The organism is Lysinibacillus fusiformis (assembly GCF_016925635.1).
Taxonomy (GTDB): Bacteria; Bacillota; Bacilli; order Bacillales_A; family Planococcaceae; genus Lysinibacillus; species Lysinibacillus fusiformis_F.
In genome coordinates this window covers 1,577,750-1,594,347 of record NZ_CP070490.1, presented here as the reverse complement: position 1 = coordinate 1,594,347, position 16,598 = coordinate 1,577,750, and the positions used below count along the sequence as shown (strand labels likewise).

Sequence of the window (16,598 nt, the reverse complement as noted above, 5' to 3'; positions counted from 1 at the left end):
ACTCAGCCACAGCACAGCACACATAGGGTAATGTTCCCCAGAAGTGTAAAACTGATGCTGTGCTTCTTTTCTTGACGCTCAGATTTCGAATGCTCAGCGTGCTGTTTATAATCCCCCGCTCTCAGCGCATTTTAGCAAGTTTAATACGCTTTAGAACCCCTCCTTAAGTTAACGATTACAACTGCGCTCAGATTCCGCTTGTTTTAAAATCTGCTCAATTTCATAAAAACCTAGTTTTTTTGCATGCTGTAATGGTGTGACCCCATCTCGATCGCCAATAGTCATATCAGCACCATAATCCACTAATAACTGCACAATTTCTTGATGTTTCTCCCCACCATTTCCTAATATGACAGCCTCCAATAGAGCTGTCCAATGTAAATTGTTAATGTGATTGACATGAATGTCTGAGTGATTAAGTAGCTCACGGACTACCTCCACATGCCCACGTTCTGATGCGGGAATGATGGCAATTCCACCAAAGCGATTAGTCAGCTTTGTATCTGCCCCTGCCGCTATGGCAAGTTTAACGATTTCTAAATAACCCGATGCACCTGCATGCAAAAGTACGTTCTCAAGGTTATTATCTCTTATATTAATATCAGCACCATGTTGGATGAGTACCTTCACAGTATCCACCTGATTATGATAAGTGGCAGCTAGGACAGCGGTTCTTCCATACGGATCCGTTGTATTGATATTGATGCCATTTTGCAGAAGTGCTAATACTTTATCCGTATCACCGTTTGCTGCTGTAAGTATCAATTGATCATTCATTTTTCCACCTTCATTTCTTTGGGTTGTCTACTAGTGGTATAGAACTGTAGCCGACTTTTTGTTTATAAAAATATGGTAACATGTAGCGAATTGCACGAGTAATATTAAAAAAATATGCTAGGCATAGCTTTTTCATATAATAAAAAATGGTGAGGTACTTGTTTGCGATTAAGTATATCTAGAAAATAATAATTAGCTTTTTTACATAGACATCACTATTTCTGTACAGATTTAATATATATTAAAAATATTTTCGTATAAGTTTATGTTTTTTTAAGAAATTATTTAGGGGGAGTTTAACATTCCACTTTAATATAAGTTTCAGAAGGTACAACAAACCTTTCATTTTACTTGAGATTTGTCATTATGGGTTTGATGTAACTCAAAAATATAAACTAACCGATGGAGGTAAGTAGGTATGAAAAAATTATTGATAGTATCTGTTGCAGCAGTGGCATTACTTGCAGCATGTCAAGATAAGGAGCCTGCAAAAGGCAGTGCTACGAATAGTGAGGAAGTCAAAACAGAAAGTGCTGCAACAGAAAATACAGTGAAGGATCAATTAACGAAGGGACAAGAAATGGCCAATATCCTAGGTAGTACGAATTGGCAAGGTACAAAAGTTTATGATAAAGATAACAATGATTTAACTGCGGCGAACGCAAACTTCATTGGTTTAGCAAAATACGATACTGAGACAGGTCATTATGAATTCTTTGATGCTACTACGGGTGAAAGCCGTGACGATAAAGGGACGTTTTTTTTCACAAACGATGGGAAACAAAGAATTTTAATTTCTGATTCCAAAAACTATCAAGCTGTTGTAGAGATTACTGAGCTAAACGATAGCATTTTTACTTATAAAAGAATGGGTAAAGATACTGCTGGCAATGATGTAGAAGTATTTGTGGAACATATCCCATATAAAGAAAAAGAGTTGGCATTTACAGATTCAGATAAAACGCTAGTTGCTTCAACAGGTGATATTGTGACAGATGTTGACGGAGACAAAATTTTAGCTGGCACACTATGGCATGGAACTGTTGTGTTAGATGAAGCGGGTAATGATGTAACAGAGTACAATTCAAATTTCATCAGTATTGCAAAATATGATGCAGATACAAATAAATATGAGTTCTTTAATCCTGAAACAGGCGAGAGCCGTGGGGACTATGGTTACTTTGATGTCATCCATGATAATAAAATAAGAGCCCATGTTTCTATCGGTGATAATAAGTATGGTGTTGCTCTTGAAATTACTGAAATCAATGATAAGAAGTTCACGTATAAGCGAACAGGTAAAGACAAAGATGGTAATGAGATCACTGTATTTGTAGAGCATGAGCCATATGAAGGTGAACTTAACCCTACATTTACAATACAATAAATTTGTTCTTCCTCCCTTAATATAGAAGAAATTAAAACTCTCAAGTTTGTGACTTGGGAGTTTTTTTTACTTTCTGGCATAGTTCATCCACTAATTTCGTACACTAAATGTAAAAGGGTGGTGGATATGGGTGAAGCGCTGGCTTGCACTAGGAGTAATTATGCTTATGAGTATAGTGGTCGTGGCATATGAAACAAATGCTTCGGACCGTAACTTCTTCTTACCGGACCCACTTGGTGGCATAAAAATTGTCATTGATGCAGGGCATGGTGGTGAGGATGGAGGAGCTTCAAAGGGCGAAGTGATTGAAAAGGATATTACACTTGCAATTGCTCAGCATGTGGAGAAGCAATTAAAGAAAAAAGGCGCAACGGTTATAATGACACGAACAAAAAATGGGGATGTAATTGATGAGCATGCGCCATCAGAAAAATATGGAACATTAAGAGAACGAAAAAAGCAAGATATCTTCCTTAGAAAGGATATCGTGGAAAAGGAAAAGCCTGATGTATTTATAACAATTCATGCTAATGCCATACCTGAATCAAAATGGCGTGGCGCACAGGTATTTTACCATAAGGAAGGACATGCTGATGGGGAGATTCTTGCCAAGAGTATTCAACAATCCATTCGCACTAATTTAAAAAATACAGACCGCGAAGCATTGTCTATTAAGCAAATTTATTTATTGAAGAAAGTGGAAGTACCTGCAGCATTAGTGGAGACTGGTTTCATTAGTAATGATGAGGAACGAGCATTATTAATTGACAAGAACTATCAAGAAAAAATGGCAGATGCCATAGTTGAAGGTATAGAAGAGTATCTATTAGCTAAAATTGAGTAGAGCAACATCTACAACGTAAATTAAATCATTATGATATACTAATATCGAGACAATATAAGGGGAGTGTTCGTCGTGATTACTGAACAACAAGTACGAGAAATACTAGGACAACTACAAGATCCATTTTTACATAAATCGCTTGCAGAAACAGATGGTATTACGAACGTAGCAATAAAAGAAGAAAAAAATCATGTCAGTGTAAAAATTGCGATTGCTAAACTGAATACACCTGAGCAATTACAGCTACAAATGAAAGTTGTTGAGGTGCTGAAAGAAGCGGGAGCAAATACGGTTGGTATTCGTTTTGAAGAACTATCGACAGAAAAATTACAAAGCTTCCGTGGCACAGCAACAGAGTCAGAAGCACAAGATATTTTGTCTCCACTCAGCACAGTACAAGTAATTTCAATTGCTTCTGGTAAAGGTGGAGTTGGTAAATCTACAGTATCAGTTAACTTAGCTGTTGCTTTAGCACGTCTAGGAAAGAAAGTCGGCTTAATCGACGCAGATATTTATGGATTTAGTGTGCCCGATATGATGGGTGTGACGGATATGCCTAAAGTAGTGGATAATCGTATTTTCCCAGTAGATCGCCTTGGTGTAAAAATGATTTCAATGGGCTTTTTTGTGGAAAATAACGCACCGATCGTATGGCGTGGCCCAATGCTAGGTAAAGTATTAGACCAGTTCTTCCGTGATGTTGAGTGGGGTGAGTTAGACTATCTATTATTAGATTTACCTCCAGGCACAGGTGACGTTGCATTAGATATCCATCAAATGCTACCATCATCAAAAGAAATCGTTGTAACAACACCACATCCAACAGCAGCATTTGTTGCAGCTCGTGCAGGGGCAATGGCGCTTCAAACAGACCATGAAATTTTAGGCGTTATTGAAAACATGGCTTGGTTTGAATCTAAATCAGGTGACCGAGAATTTGTCTTTGGGCAAGGAGGAGGACCTAAGCTAGCTGACGAACTACGTACAGAGTTGCTTGGACAAATCCCACTTGGGCAACCAGATTGGACAGATGAAGATTTCGCTCCTTCTGTATATGCTGAAAAACATACAACAGGACAAATATATTTAGACATCGCGACGAAAATCATTGATAAATTAAATAAATAATAAAAAAACGGATTTCCACCAATTTATTGGGGAAATCCGTTTTTACATGACCAAGGTTACTCGGTACTTTTTTGTTCCTTATCCGATCCGCCACCACTATCGCCACTTGCTTCTTTTTTATCGCCACTTCCTGATGAACCTGTTTCGCCACTTTTTTTAATAAGTTCCTGCCATTTAGATTGCATTAAAGGGCTTTCGATTGTTTCCTTTACGACTTCCTCCATTTGCTTGCGCATATTGGATGATTTGAGGATAGTTTCTAACTGCTTTTGCATATCGGGTTGTCCGAAAAATGCCTCCATATCCTTTTGGAAAGTCGGATCTTTTATTAAGTTCTTCATAATATCCTGTTGCTGTTTTTGCATGCTTTTCGCAACAGTTTCTTTAAACTTTGGATCTTCAAAGGTTTTCTTCCAAAAGTCTTCGGCTTCCTTGGAAAGTAAAGTTTCCTCGGTAGCTTTTTTCACTTCATCATGCTCTAAAATCAAAAGCTCACGGAAACTCGGCTCTTCCAAAAGCTGTCGCAATGCCTTTTTACCATCCTCTGTTTGCAAAGAGTCAATCATGATTTTTTTTATTTCATCATAGGACATGGTAGAGGTTTTATCTTGTGAACAGGCAGCAAGAAAAAGCATTAGAATCAGTAATAAGGTGAATTTTCGCATCGACAATCAGTCCTTTCTCTAGATAGACTCTTTCAATTATTGTTCACATTTCTCTGGACTTTATGTATTGGTTAGGATGAGAAATAGCTTTTTTAACAAGGCATTGATAAAATAAGGACAGATATATTGAGAAATTGGGGGACTTTTAGTTGTGACGATACGAAATTGGGCAAAGTTTTTCTTCTTTGCAATGCTCGTTGGTGGTGCAGTCAACGGAGTTTTTAGTTTATTTATTCGCTGGGAATTCTTCCAACCATACATAGCAAACGGTCAATGGGGTGAATTCTTCGCAGGACTTTTATGGATGGTTTTCTTAGGGTTTACAATGAGTGTTATTGCACAGGCTGGCTTTTTTGCTTATTTAACACTTCATCAAGTAGGTGTAAATATTTTTAGAACACTGACATTATGGAATTGGGTACAACTATTATTAATTGCCATCACGGTTTTTGATATTATTTTCTTCCGCTTTATTCCTGGTGTGAAGGATGGGCAAAGCTGGTTATTCTATGTTGGATTATTAATTGTTCTAATCTTCGGTGCTATAGCAACAGCTGTTCAAAAAGTAAAATTAACGGGGAAAAAACATGTAATGATTTCGGCTCTATTCTTTATGATTGTCATTACAACGTTGGAATGGACAATTGCATTGATGGGTCGCGATGAAAATATTAATGAGTATGTTGCGCTTTTATTATTCCCATTATTGGCGGTTAACGCGTATCAGTTATTAGTATTGCCTAAATATAATGCAAAATCCGATGAAGATCGTCAAAAATTAGAAGCACGCCGCAAAGCTCGTCGTGAACAGGCTAAAAATGCATAAGAAAAAAATTGCCCCACTTTGGTGGAGGCAATTTTTTTATGGGGCTTTTTTAGTTTGAACTTTATAACCAAATATATTTTCTTCAACTGACATAAACTTATGTTGTTGTATTAGCGTGTTAAGCTCTTTAAAGGATATTTGATTGTTTTGATGGAGTGGGAAAAAGACAAAATCACCTTTTTGTAATTTAGGAGTTTTCTCACCTTGCCAAATAAGAGAAGGAGACAGCAAATTCATTTGTTGTTGAAATAAAGATTTCTGTAAATCCTGTGAATATTGATGGTTTCGGGTAGCAAACCATAAAGGCTTTTCTTTTAAATATTTTTCGTAAGTATCAATATCTTTTTGAATGAGTGTAATATCAACGGGTTTTTCTATTGAATCATCTGGACCAAGTAGCCCTGTTGGCAATTTTCGTTGTTGTATAATTTTTAAATGATCGGGTGAACGTTTAATCCAGTCAGCGTCCAAAAGTAGAAGCGGATAAGGCTCTTTCACCGTTTGAAGCCATTCTAATAGAGAGTCATCAGAGAAAGAAATCTCTACAATAAGAGATGTGCCATAATGTCCTTTTGTGACCACTACTGGTGCATTCGCAATATTAAATACAGAAATCATCGTTGAATTTATAGGCTTGAGAAAAGCAAAGAGCGTTACGATTAAAAGCAGTGAAATCAACGTTTTACGGACCATAATGATAACCTCGTTTCTAAAATTTAAAATAAAAAATGAATCTCTTTAAAAAAACTTATGATTTAGTGTTGACTTTCATGAATAATCGATGTTATTATGTATAAGTCGCCAAGAGATGACAACGAAATAAAGAACATGAACCTTGAAAACTGAACAAGCAAAACGTAATCAATAAAGTTTTAAGTAGCTAGCTTCGGCGAGTGAACGAAACAAAAATTTTGGACATCAAAATTGATGCCAGCAAAACAATTTGAGCTAATCAAATTTCTTTTATGGAGAGTTTGATCCTGGCTCAGGACGAACGCTGGCGGCGTGCCTAATACATGCAAGTCGAGCGAACAGAGAAGGAGCTTGCTCCTTCGACGTTAGCGGCGGACGGGTGAGTAACACGTGGGCAACCTACCCTATAGTTTGGGATAACTCCGGGAAACCGGGGCTAATACCGAATAACTTGTTTCACCTCATGGTGAAACACTGAAAGACGGTTTCGGCTGTCACTATAGGATGGGCCCGCGGCGCATTAGCTAGTTGGTGAGGTAACGGCTCACCAAGGCGACGATGCGTAGCCGACCTGAGAGGGTGATCGGCCACACTGGGACTGAGACACGGCCCAGACTCCTACGGGAGGCAGCAGTAGGGAATCTTCCACAATGGGCGAAAGCCTGATGGAGCAACGCCGCGTGAGTGAAGAAGGATTTCGGTTCGTAAAACTCTGTTGTAAGGGAAGAACAAGTACAGTAGTAACTGGCTGTACCTTGACGGTACCTTATTAGAAAGCCACGGCTAACTACGTGCCAGCAGCCGCGGTAATACGTAGGTGGCAAGCGTTGTCCGGAATTATTGGGCGTAAAGCGCGCGCAGGTGGTTTCTTAAGTCTGATGTGAAAGCCCACGGCTCAACCGTGGAGGGTCATTGGAAACTGGGAGACTTGAGTGCAGAAGAGGATAGTGGAATTCCAAGTGTAGCGGTGAAATGCGTAGAGATTTGGAGGAACACCAGTGGCGAAGGCGACTATCTGGTCTGTAACTGACACTGAGGCGCGAAAGCGTGGGGAGCAAACAGGATTAGATACCCTGGTAGTCCACGCCGTAAACGATGAGTGCTAAGTGTTAGGGGGTTTCCGCCCCTTAGTGCTGCAGCTAACGCATTAAGCACTCCGCCTGGGGAGTACGGTCGCAAGACTGAAACTCAAAGGAATTGACGGGGGCCCGCACAAGCGGTGGAGCATGTGGTTTAATTCGAAGCAACGCGAAGAACCTTACCAGGTCTTGACATCCCGTTGACCACTGTAGAGATATAGTTTCCCCTTCGGGGGCAACGGTGACAGGTGGTGCATGGTTGTCGTCAGCTCGTGTCGTGAGATGTTGGGTTAAGTCCCGCAACGAGCGCAACCCTTGATCTTAGTTGCCATCATTTAGTTGGGCACTCTAAGGTGACTGCCGGTGACAAACCGGAGGAAGGTGGGGATGACGTCAAATCATCATGCCCCTTATGACCTGGGCTACACACGTGCTACAATGGACGATACAAACGGTTGCCAACTCGCGAGAGGGAGCTAATCCGATAAAGTCGTTCTCAGTTCGGATTGTAGGCTGCAACTCGCCTACATGAAGCCGGAATCGCTAGTAATCGCGGATCAGCATGCCGCGGTGAATACGTTCCCGGGCCTTGTACACACCGCCCGTCACACCACGAGAGTTTGTAACACCCGAAGTCGGTGAGGTAACCTTTTGGAGCCAGCCGCCGAAGGTGGGATAGATGATTGGGGTGAAGTCGTAACAAGGTAGCCGTATCGGAAGGTGCGGCTGGATCACCTCCTTTCTAAGGATTATTTCGGAATACAAACCTTGGGTTTGTAAGATTACGTTTTGCGTTCAGTTTTGAAGGTTCATTCTTTCGAATGAAACACTTCAAAACTTGTTCTTTGAAAACTGGATAAAACGACATTGAAATTGTAACAAACACATTTATTTTTTTAAGTTTTTTATAGGCTTAATAACTTGGTTAAGTTATTAAGGGCGCACGGCGAATGCCTTGGCACTAGGAGCCGAAGAAGGACGGCACTAACACCGATATGCTTCGGGGAGCTGTAAGTGAGCTTTGATCCGGAGATTTCCGAATGGGGGAACCCACTACGTTTAATCGCGTAGTATCTTGACGTGAATACATAGCGTCTTGAAGGCAGACCCAGGGAACTGAAACATCTAAGTACCTGGAGGAAGAGAAAGAAAAATCGATTCCCTGAGTAGCGGCGAGCGAAACGGGAAGAGCCCAAACCAAGAGGCTTGCCTCTTGGGGTTGTAGGACACTCAATACGGAGTTACAAAAGAGCGAGTTAGATGAAGCGACTTGGAAAGGTCCGCCAGAGCAGGTAAAAGCCCTGTAGTCGAAAGTTCGTTCCCTCCTGAGTGGATCCTGAGTACGGCGGAACACGTGAAATTCCGTCGGAATCCGGGAGGACCATCTCCCAAGGCTAAATACTACCTAGTGACCGATAGTGAACCAGTACCGTGAGGGAAAGGTGAAAAGCACCCCGGAAGGGGAGTGAAAGAGATCCTGAAACCGTGTGCCTACAAGTAGTTAGAGCCCGTTAATGGGTGATAGCGTGCCTTTTGTAGAATGAACCGGCGAGTTACGATTACGTGCGAGGTTAAGCTTTAGAAGGCGGAGCCGCAGCGAAAGCGAGTCTGAATAGGGCGAAATAGTACGTGGTCGTAGACCCGAAACCAGGTGATCTACCCATGTCCAGGGTGAAGGTGAGGTAACACTTACTGGAGGCCCGAACCCACGCACGTTGAAAAGTGCGGGGATGAGGTGTGGGTAGCGGAGAAATTCCAATCGAACTTGGAGATAGCTGGTTCTCTCCGAAATAGCTTTAGGGCTAGCCTCGTGATGAGAATACTGGAGGTAGAGCACTGTTTGGACTAGGGGGCCATCCCGGTTTACCGAATTCAGACAAACTCCGAATGCCAGATATTTATACACGGGAGTCAGACTGCGAGTGATAAGATCCGTAGTCAAAAGGGAAACAGCCCAGACCACCAGCTAAGGTCCCAAAGTAATCGTTAAGTGGAAAAGGATGTGGCGTTGCACAGACAACCAGGATGTTGGCTTAGAAGCAGCCATCATTTAAAGAGTGCGTAATAGCTCACTGGTCGAGTGACGCTGCGCCGAAAATGTATCGGGGCTAAACGATTCACCGAAGCTGTGGATTGACATCTACGATGTCAGTGGTAGGAGAGCGTTCTAAGTGCGTTGAAGTCAGACCGGAAGGACTGGTGGAGCGCTTAGAAGTGAGAATGCCGGTATGAGTAGCGAAAGACGGGTGAGAATCCCGTCCACCGTATGACTAAGGTTTCCTGAGGAAGGCTCGTCCGCTCAGGGTTAGTCGGGACCTAAGCCGAGGCCGATAGGCGTAGGCGATGGACAACAGGTTGATATTCCTGTACCACCTCCTCACCGTTTGAGAAATGGGGGGACGCAGTAGGATAGGGTAAGCGCGCTGTTGGATATGCGCGTCCAAGCAGTAAGGCGTGTGTGTAGGCAAATCCGCACACTGTAACGTTGAGCTGTGATGGCGAGTCCGTATGGACGAAGTTCCTGATTTCACACTGCCAAGAAAAGCCTCTATCGAGGTGAGAGGTGCCCGTACCGCAAACCGACACAGGTAGTCGAGGAGAGAATCCTAAGGTGTGCGAGAGAACTCTCGTTAAGGAACTCGGCAAAATGACCCCGTAACTTCGGGAGAAGGGGTGCTCTTGAGCGTGCAAGCGCATGAGAGCCGCAGTGAATAGGCCCAGGCGACTGTTTAGCAAAAACACAGGTCTCTGCAAAACCGTAAGGTGACGTATAGGGGCTGACGCCTGCCCGGTGCTGGAAGGTTAAGAGGAGTGGTTAGCGCAAGCGAAGCTGCGAATTGAAGCCCCAGTAAACGGCGGCCGTAACTATAACGGTCCTAAGGTAGCGAAATTCCTTGTCGGGTAAGTTCCGACCCGCACGAAAGGCGTAACGATCTGGGCACTGTCTCAACGAGAGACTCGGTGAAATTATAGTACCTGTGAAGATGCAGGTTACCCGCGACAGGACGGAAAGACCCCGTGGAGCTTTACTGTAGCCTGATATTGAATTTTGGTACAACTTGTACAGGATAGGTAGGAGCCAGAGATCTCGGAGCGCCAGCTTCGAAGGAGGCGTCGGTGGGATACTACCCTGGTTGTATTGAAATTCTAACCCATGCCCCTTAGCGGGGCAGGAGACAGTGTCAGGCGGACAGTTTGACTGGGGCGGTCGCCTCCTAAAAGGTAACGGAGGCGCCCAAAGGTTCCCTCAGAATGGTTGGAAATCATTCGTAGAGTGTAAAGGCACAAGGGAGCTTGACTGCGAGACCTACAAGTCGAGCAGGGTCGAAAGACGGGCTTAGTGATCCGGTGGTTCCGCATGGAAGGGCCATCGCTCAACGGATAAAAGCTACCCCGGGGATAACAGGCTTATCTCCCCCAAGAGTCCACATCGACGGGGAGGTTTGGCACCTCGATGTCGGCTCATCGCATCCTGGGGCTGTAGTCGGTCCCAAGGGTTGGGCTGTTCGCCCATTAAAGCGGTACGCGAGCTGGGTTCAGAACGTCGTGAGACAGTTCGGTCCCTATCCGTCGTGGGCGTAGGAAATTTGAGAGGAGCTGTCCTTAGTACGAGAGGACCGGGATGGACACACCGCTGGTGCACCAGTTGTCTTGCCAAAGGCATCGCTGGGTAGCTATGTGTGGACGGGATAAGTGCTGAAAGCATCTAAGCATGAAGCCCCCCTCAAGATGAGATTTCCCATTACGCAAGTAAGTAAGATCCCTCAAAGACGATGAGGTAGATAGGTTCGAGGTGGAAGTGTGGTGACACATGGAGCTGACGAATACTAATCGATCGAGGACTTAACCAAAACGTTTGAACCATTCAATGCACGTTTATCCAGTTTTGAAAGAATAATTCTTTCAATTTAATACATGTCTAGTGATGATGGCAAAGAGGTCACACCCGTTCCCATACCGAACACGGAAGTTAAGCTCTTTAGCGCCGATGGTAGTTGGGGGCTTCCCCCTGTGAGAGTAGGACGTCGCTAGGCGCAAAAAGTCGCTACTGATACACTCAGTAGTGGCTTTTTTTTTATTTAAGCTGATTTCTGGTAAGAAATATTTATAAACGCATAAAACAAGAAGGCATCCTCAATGGAGTGCCTTCTTATTTTTGATATTTAACTTGTTTGAACTGGCGTAGCTCGTAGTTCGATACGGCGAATTTTCCCTGATGTCGTTTTTGGTAACTCCTCAATAAAGACGATACTACGAGGGTATTTATAAGGTGCAGTTAACGCTTTAACATGCTCCTGTAGCTCCTTTGTTAAATCTTCTTCATCACGCTCTTTGAAGCCCTCTCGTAAGATAACAAATGCCTTCACAATATGCCCTCTAATTTCATCTGGAGCAGCTACTACTGCACACTCTTGTACAGCTTCATGTTTGTTTAACGCATCTTCTACTTCAAATGGTCCGATCGTATAACCGGATGAAATAATAATGTCATCTCCACGACCTTCAAACCAGAAGTAACCGTCTTCATCACATTTTGCTTGATCACCTGTAATATACCAATCACCACGGAATGCAGCTTGTGTGCGTTCTGGTTCTTTATAATACTCTTTAAATAAAGCTGGTGAGGATTTGTGAACTGCAATATCTCCAACCTCGCCAACTGGTGCTTCGTTACCTTCATTGTCGATAATACGTACAATATTACCTGGAGTTGGAACACCCATGGATCCAGGACGTAATTCTGTGTTTTCGAGTGTACCGATTAATAATGTGTTTTCTGTCTGTCCATAGCCATCACGTACTTTGAGTCCAAAATGATTCATAAACGTTTCGATCACTGGGCGATTTAAAGGTTCACCAGCAGAAACGGCACTACGGAGAGATGATAGATTATAGACTTGTAAATTATCGATTTTCGCCATAATTCTGTATTCAGTCGGTGTGCAACAAAGGACATTTACTTTTTCATCTTGCATTAATTGAAGATAGGTTTTTGCATCGAATCCCCCATGGTAGACGAATGCTGTAGCACCGAGCATGATTGTTGATAAAAAAGGACTCCAAATCCATTTTTGCCAACCAGGAGCAGCTGTTGCCCACACTAGATCGCCTTCACGTACACAAAGCCATTTTGAAGCCGCTGTTCTAATATGTGCATACCCCCAACCATGTGAATGAACAACACCTTTAGGTTTACCAGTTGTACCAGAGGTATAGGAAAGGAATGCCATATCATCTCGTTTAGTAGCTACAGCTGTAAATGTAGCTGGCTGCGTGCTTGCCAAGTCATCTAGAGAAGTCCAATCTCCTTTTGGAGCACCGATGACTAGTTTATTTTTTAATGTATCTACAGAAGAAGTAATTTGGTCAACTTCGCTAGTAAATGCCTCATAGGCAATCACTGCACTAGCAGAAGAATGCTCCATCCGATATTCTAAATCGCTTGCACGTAGCATCTCTGAACATGAGATAGGTACAATGCCAGCCTTTAAACAGCCTAGAAAAACGAAATAGGCTTCCGGTAGTCGAGGAATAATAACTAATACACGATCGCCTTTTTGAAGCCCCTTCTCCGTAAAAGCATTTGCGTATTGATTCATTTTTTGAATGAGCTCCACATAAGACACTGTACGTCTTTCTTGTTGTGTATTTAACCAGCGTATTGCTTGGCGATCACTATCTTGCGAAAATTTTTCTAATTCCTCTGTGATGTTATAAAATTCAGGTGCAATTAAATCGTTTGATACCATCTGAACATTCCTCCCCTGGGAAATTTGATAGAAAATTCTTAAAACTATTTTTATTTTAACAATTACAATAATATACAGCAACAATATTTAATACGTTAAAGAGAAATATTAGATTTAATAGAGAACTATTTATGCTCTCAGATGGATATATAGGCAAACTTCGACAAAAAAATATAAAAATTATAACAAAATGACTTGCATTATTTATAATGCTTGCTATAATAATAAATGTACTTAAGAGGTTGTCTAAAACCAAAGTGAATAGCATTGTTCCGAAGTAGCTCAGTTGGTAGTAGCACCTGACTGTTAATCAGGTTGTCGCAGGTTCGAGTCCTGCCTTCGGAGCCATTTTTTTGTCCTATTTTAGGTACTATAATACATAAAATAATTTATGAAAAAAGTATTGCAATTATGAATTAAAAATGTTATTATAATTCTTGTCTTGTTTAAGACATAATAATGGCCCCTTGGTCAAGTGGTTAAGACACCGCCCTTTCACGGCGGTAACACGGGTTCGAATCCCGTAGGGGTCACCATTTAAAGCATAGGCTTTATAAAGAAAATAAACTGTGATATAACACCTGTTTCTATGGAGGATTAGCTCAGCTGGGAGAGCATCTGCCTTACAAGCAGAGGGTCGGCGGTTCGAGCCCGTCATCCTCCACCATTTTTATTGTGTTATTTCGGAGGGGTAGCGAAGTGGCTAAACGCGGCGGACTGTAAATCCGCTCCTTAGGGTTCGGCGGTTCGAATCCGTCCCCCTCCACCAGTTTTATAAATGATTGGGGTATAGCCAAGCGGTAAGGCAACGGATTTTGATTCCGTCATGCCTAGGTTCGAATCCTAGTACCCCAGCCATTTTTTCTTTTATGAGCCATTAGCTCAGTTGGTAGAGCATCTGACTTTTAATCAGAGGGTCGAAGGTTCGAGTCCTTCATGGCTCACTTTTTTAGAATAAAAATTATTCAAAAGTGTTATATTAACTACAGATAACTAATCTCTTACTGAAAACAGTAGGAGATTTTTTTATGCTATTTACAATTGAATAAATATGCAATTTTCTGTCGAGTTGAGCCAAGTGGTATGTAGGCTTTACAATAGTCTTATAACTTTTAGGGGGTATAAAAACATGAATAAACTTAATATTTCTATTATTGGAGTACCAACAGATTATGGACAAACACGCCGTGGCGTAGATATGGGACCAAGTGCTATTCGCTATGCAGGTGTTGTTGAACGTTTAGAAGCTATCGGACACGAGGTACAAGATCAAGGGGATATTCGTGTTAGTCAAAAGCTTGCAGACGCAGCAGTTGATGAAAAGTTACTTAATTTAGAGGAAGTTGTAGACGTTAGCACTGCTTTAGCAAATAGTGTGCATGAAGTAGTAGAACAGAAAAAGTTCCCACTCGTATTTGGGGGAGATCATAGTATTGCTATTGGAACATTAGCTGGATTAGGTGAGCATTACAAAAATCTTGGTGTTATCTGGTATGACGCTCATGCAGATTTAAATACACCTGAAACAACACCTTCAGGCAATATACATGGAATGCCGTTAGCAGTTAGTATTGGGCTAGGACATGAGCGTTTAGTCCAAATTCGCAACTTTGCGCCAAAAATTAAGCCAGAAAACGTTATTATTATTGGAGCTCGTTCAGTAGACCCTGGAGAGCGTGAATTGATTCGTCAACAAGGAATTAAAGTATATACAATGCATGAGATTGACCGACTTGGCATGACACGTGTGATGGAAGATGCACTTACTTATTTAAAGGAACGAAATGTTGATGGCTTACACTTATCACTGGATCTAGACGGACTAGATCCACTTTATACGCCAGGAGTTGGTACACCAGTTCCAGGAGGGATTACGTACCGAGAAAGCCATTTAGCAATGGAAATGTTACAAGAATCAGGGATGGTAACTTCAGCAGAGTTTGTAGAAGTAAATCCTATTTTAGATGAAAAGAATACGACAGCAAATGTAGCTGTTGCATTAATGGGATCTTTATTTGGGGAAACACTAGTTTAAAGAAAATTTGACAAAAAATTGCCTGTTGCCACATTGCATAAAAATCTTTTGCTATAATTGAAATAAAACGAAACTTTTCTTATCGGTGCGTCGTATAGTATAAGACAGTTGTAAAGGTGGAGAAGTTAACACAATGGATGCGTTAGTAAATAAGAGAATAAAACAAGTGCTTAAAGGCGATCAAAACGCATTTGCCGATATTGTGAGTCTCTATCAGCACAAACTGTACCAAGTATGCTATCGAATGTTAGGCAACAAACAAGAGTCTGAAGACATTGCTCAAGAAGCTTTTGTACGTGCTTATATGAACTTGCATACATTTGATCAGAAAAGAAAGTTTTCGACGTGGCTTTATCGCATAGCGACAAACCTCTGCATTGACCGTATTCGAAAAAAGAAACCGGATTATTATTTAGATGCAGAAGTAGCTGGTACAGAAGGTCTTGATATGTATTCGCAAATCGCAGCAGACGACCAGCTACCAGAGGAGCAGTTAGAACAAATGGAGCTGCAAGATCGCATTCAATATGAAATTGGACGATTGCCGGATAAATACCGTTCGGTTATAGTATTGAAATATATAGAAGAGTTATCGTTACAAGAGATTAGCGAGATTTTAGATATGCCGCTTGGAACGGTGAAAACGAGGATTCACCGCGGACGTGAGGCATTACGTAAGCAATTAAACAATCTGTAGGAGGGGGAGCGTCATGAATACTTGTCCAGAGCATATGATAGACTATATGCATGATTATTTAGACGGTGACATTTGTCGTGAGCATGAGCAAGAGTTGAAACAACACTTGCATACATGTAATGATTGTAAACAGTTGATGCAAGAATTGAGTGAAACAATCGCCTTTGTGAAGAGTGCTTCCCATATTACAGCGCCTCCGGATTTTGAAGCAGCAGTGATGGCTCGTTTACCAAAACCAAAAAGTCGAGTAGGTATACAAAAATGGATTCGCCGGCATCCGTTCTTTGTGGCAGCGGCAGTATTTTGCTTATTCATGAGTGCTACATTATTGGGTAGCTTCATGGATGACCAGCATTTCTCAGTAACCAAGCAACCTAATTTAGTTGTTGATGGTCAAACAGTGATTGTCCCTGAAGGAGAAGTGGTGAAAGGCGATATTGTTGTGAAAAATGGCGATTTGATTGTTGAAGGTGAAGTTGATGGCAACGTCACAGTGATTAACGGGCAATATATGGCATCTTCAGCGGTAGTTTCAGGGAGAATTGAAGAAATTGACGAAGTATTTGAATGGTTATGGTATACGATTAAAAATTCTGTAAAGACAGCCATGACATTTGAGGAAAAAGAAGAAACTAAATAACACTCTATACGTCCTAAAAAATAGTGCACGTGAGAGGCTGAAAGGTCTACTCTTCTGAGTAGACTTTTTATTTGAAA

At 41.8% G+C, this 16,598-nt stretch carries 10 protein-coding genes, 6 tRNA genes, 3 rRNA genes and 1 pseudogene; 16 read left to right on the top strand and 4 right to left on the bottom strand.

Annotation, left to right across the window (positions count from 1 at the left end; translation table 11 throughout):
- Positions 1–168: 168 nt before the first annotated feature.
- Complete coding sequence (locus JTI58_RS07895) at positions 169–777, bottom strand: ankyrin repeat domain-containing protein (protein WP_205446154.1); 609 nt, start codon at positions 775–777, stop codon at positions 169–171.
- A gap of 559 nt (positions 778–1,336) precedes the next feature.
- Between JTI58_RS07895 and JTI58_RS07890 the strand changes: the two are divergent.
- The 3 genes and pseudogenes from JTI58_RS07890 to JTI58_RS07880 form a co-directional block, all read left to right on the top strand.
- Positions 1,337–2,164: pseudogene (locus JTI58_RS07890) on the top strand (DUF4822 domain-containing protein); the annotation flags it as partial.
- Between the two features lie 130 nt (positions 2,165–2,294).
- Entirely contained in the window at positions 2,295–3,008 is a 714-nt protein-coding gene (locus JTI58_RS07885) for an N-acetylmuramoyl-L-alanine amidase (protein WP_205446152.1), read from the top strand.
- 72 nt (positions 3,009–3,080) lie between these two features.
- Entirely contained in the window at positions 3,081–4,136 is a 1,056-nt protein-coding gene (locus JTI58_RS07880) for a P-loop NTPase (protein WP_205446151.1), read from the top strand.
- A gap of 56 nt (positions 4,137–4,192) precedes the next feature.
- Here JTI58_RS07880 and gerD read toward each other — a convergent pair whose 3' ends face one another.
- Positions 4,193–4,801, bottom strand: a complete 609-nt coding sequence (gene gerD, locus JTI58_RS07875) for a spore germination lipoprotein GerD (protein ID WP_205446150.1) — start codon at positions 4,799–4,801, stop codon at positions 4,193–4,195.
- A gap of 151 nt (positions 4,802–4,952) precedes the next feature.
- Here gerD and JTI58_RS07870 point away from each other — a divergent pair, with 151 nt between their 5' ends.
- Positions 4,953–5,627, top strand: a complete 675-nt coding sequence (locus JTI58_RS07870; protein ID WP_205446149.1) for a KinB-signaling pathway activation protein — start codon at positions 4,953–4,955, stop codon at positions 5,625–5,627.
- Positions 5,628–5,663: 36 nt separating this feature from the next.
- On the opposite strand, the gene JTI58_RS07865 is transcribed toward JTI58_RS07870, so the two are convergent.
- Positions 5,664–6,320: a hypothetical protein gene (locus JTI58_RS07865; RefSeq protein ID WP_243456355.1), complete on the bottom strand. Its 657-nt coding sequence runs from the start codon at positions 6,318–6,320 to the stop codon at positions 5,664–5,666.
- 269 nt (positions 6,321–6,589) lie between these two features.
- Between JTI58_RS07865 and JTI58_RS07860 the strand changes: the two genes are divergently transcribed.
- The 3 genes from JTI58_RS07860 to rrf all read left to right on the top strand — a co-directional run bounded on the left by JTI58_RS07860 (position 6,590) and on the right by rrf (position 11,433).
- A 16S ribosomal RNA gene (locus JTI58_RS07860) occupies positions 6,590–8,141 on the top strand.
- A gap of 181 nt (positions 8,142–8,322) precedes the next feature.
- Positions 8,323–11,250 (top strand): 23S ribosomal RNA (locus JTI58_RS07855).
- 67 nt (positions 11,251–11,317) lie between these two features.
- A 5S ribosomal RNA gene (gene rrf / locus JTI58_RS07850) occupies positions 11,318–11,433 on the top strand.
- Together the 16S, 23S and 5S rRNA genes form the textbook arrangement of a ribosomal RNA operon.
- 129 nt (positions 11,434–11,562) lie before the next feature.
- Here rrf and mbcS read toward each other — a convergent pair.
- On the bottom strand, positions 11,563–13,149 hold the full coding sequence (gene mbcS / locus JTI58_RS07845) for an acyl-CoA synthetase MbcS (RefSeq protein ID WP_205446148.1): 1,587 nt from the start codon (positions 13,147–13,149) through the stop codon (positions 11,563–11,565).
- 271 nt (positions 13,150–13,420) lie between these two features.
- On the opposite strand from mbcS, the gene JTI58_RS07840 reads away from it, so the two are divergent.
- From JTI58_RS07840 to JTI58_RS07800, 9 genes are all read left to right on the top strand, one after another.
- Positions 13,421–13,497 (top strand) — tRNA-Asn (locus JTI58_RS07840).
- Between the two features lie 113 nt (positions 13,498–13,610).
- Positions 13,611–13,685: transfer RNA gene (locus JTI58_RS07835), tRNA-Glu, on the top strand.
- A gap of 55 nt (positions 13,686–13,740) precedes the next feature.
- Positions 13,741–13,816 (top strand) — tRNA-Val (locus JTI58_RS07830).
- A gap of 18 nt (positions 13,817–13,834) precedes the next feature.
- Positions 13,835–13,918, top strand: a tRNA-Tyr gene (locus tag JTI58_RS07825).
- 14 nt (positions 13,919–13,932) lie between these two features.
- A tRNA-Gln gene (locus JTI58_RS07820) sits at positions 13,933–14,007 on the top strand.
- Between the two features lie 13 nt (positions 14,008–14,020).
- Positions 14,021–14,093 (top strand) — tRNA-Lys (locus JTI58_RS07815).
- 185 nt (positions 14,094–14,278) lie between these two features.
- Positions 14,279–15,184 carry an arginase gene (gene rocF, locus JTI58_RS07810; protein ID WP_205446147.1) on the top strand — a complete coding sequence of 302 codons (906 nt, stop codon included), beginning with the start codon at positions 14,279–14,281 and terminating at the stop codon, positions 15,182–15,184.
- 133 nt (positions 15,185–15,317) lie between these two features.
- Positions 15,318–15,881, top strand: coding sequence for an RNA polymerase sigma factor SigW (gene sigW / locus JTI58_RS07805; protein ID WP_004225410.1), 564 nt, complete (start codon positions 15,318–15,320; stop codon positions 15,879–15,881).
- 13 nt (positions 15,882–15,894) lie between these two features.
- The gene (locus JTI58_RS07800) at positions 15,895–16,521 is read left to right on the top strand and encodes an anti-sigma factor family protein (RefSeq protein WP_205446146.1); all 627 of its coding nucleotides are present in this window, start codon (positions 15,895–15,897) and stop codon (positions 16,519–16,521) included.
- Positions 16,522–16,598: the final 77 nt, after the last annotated feature.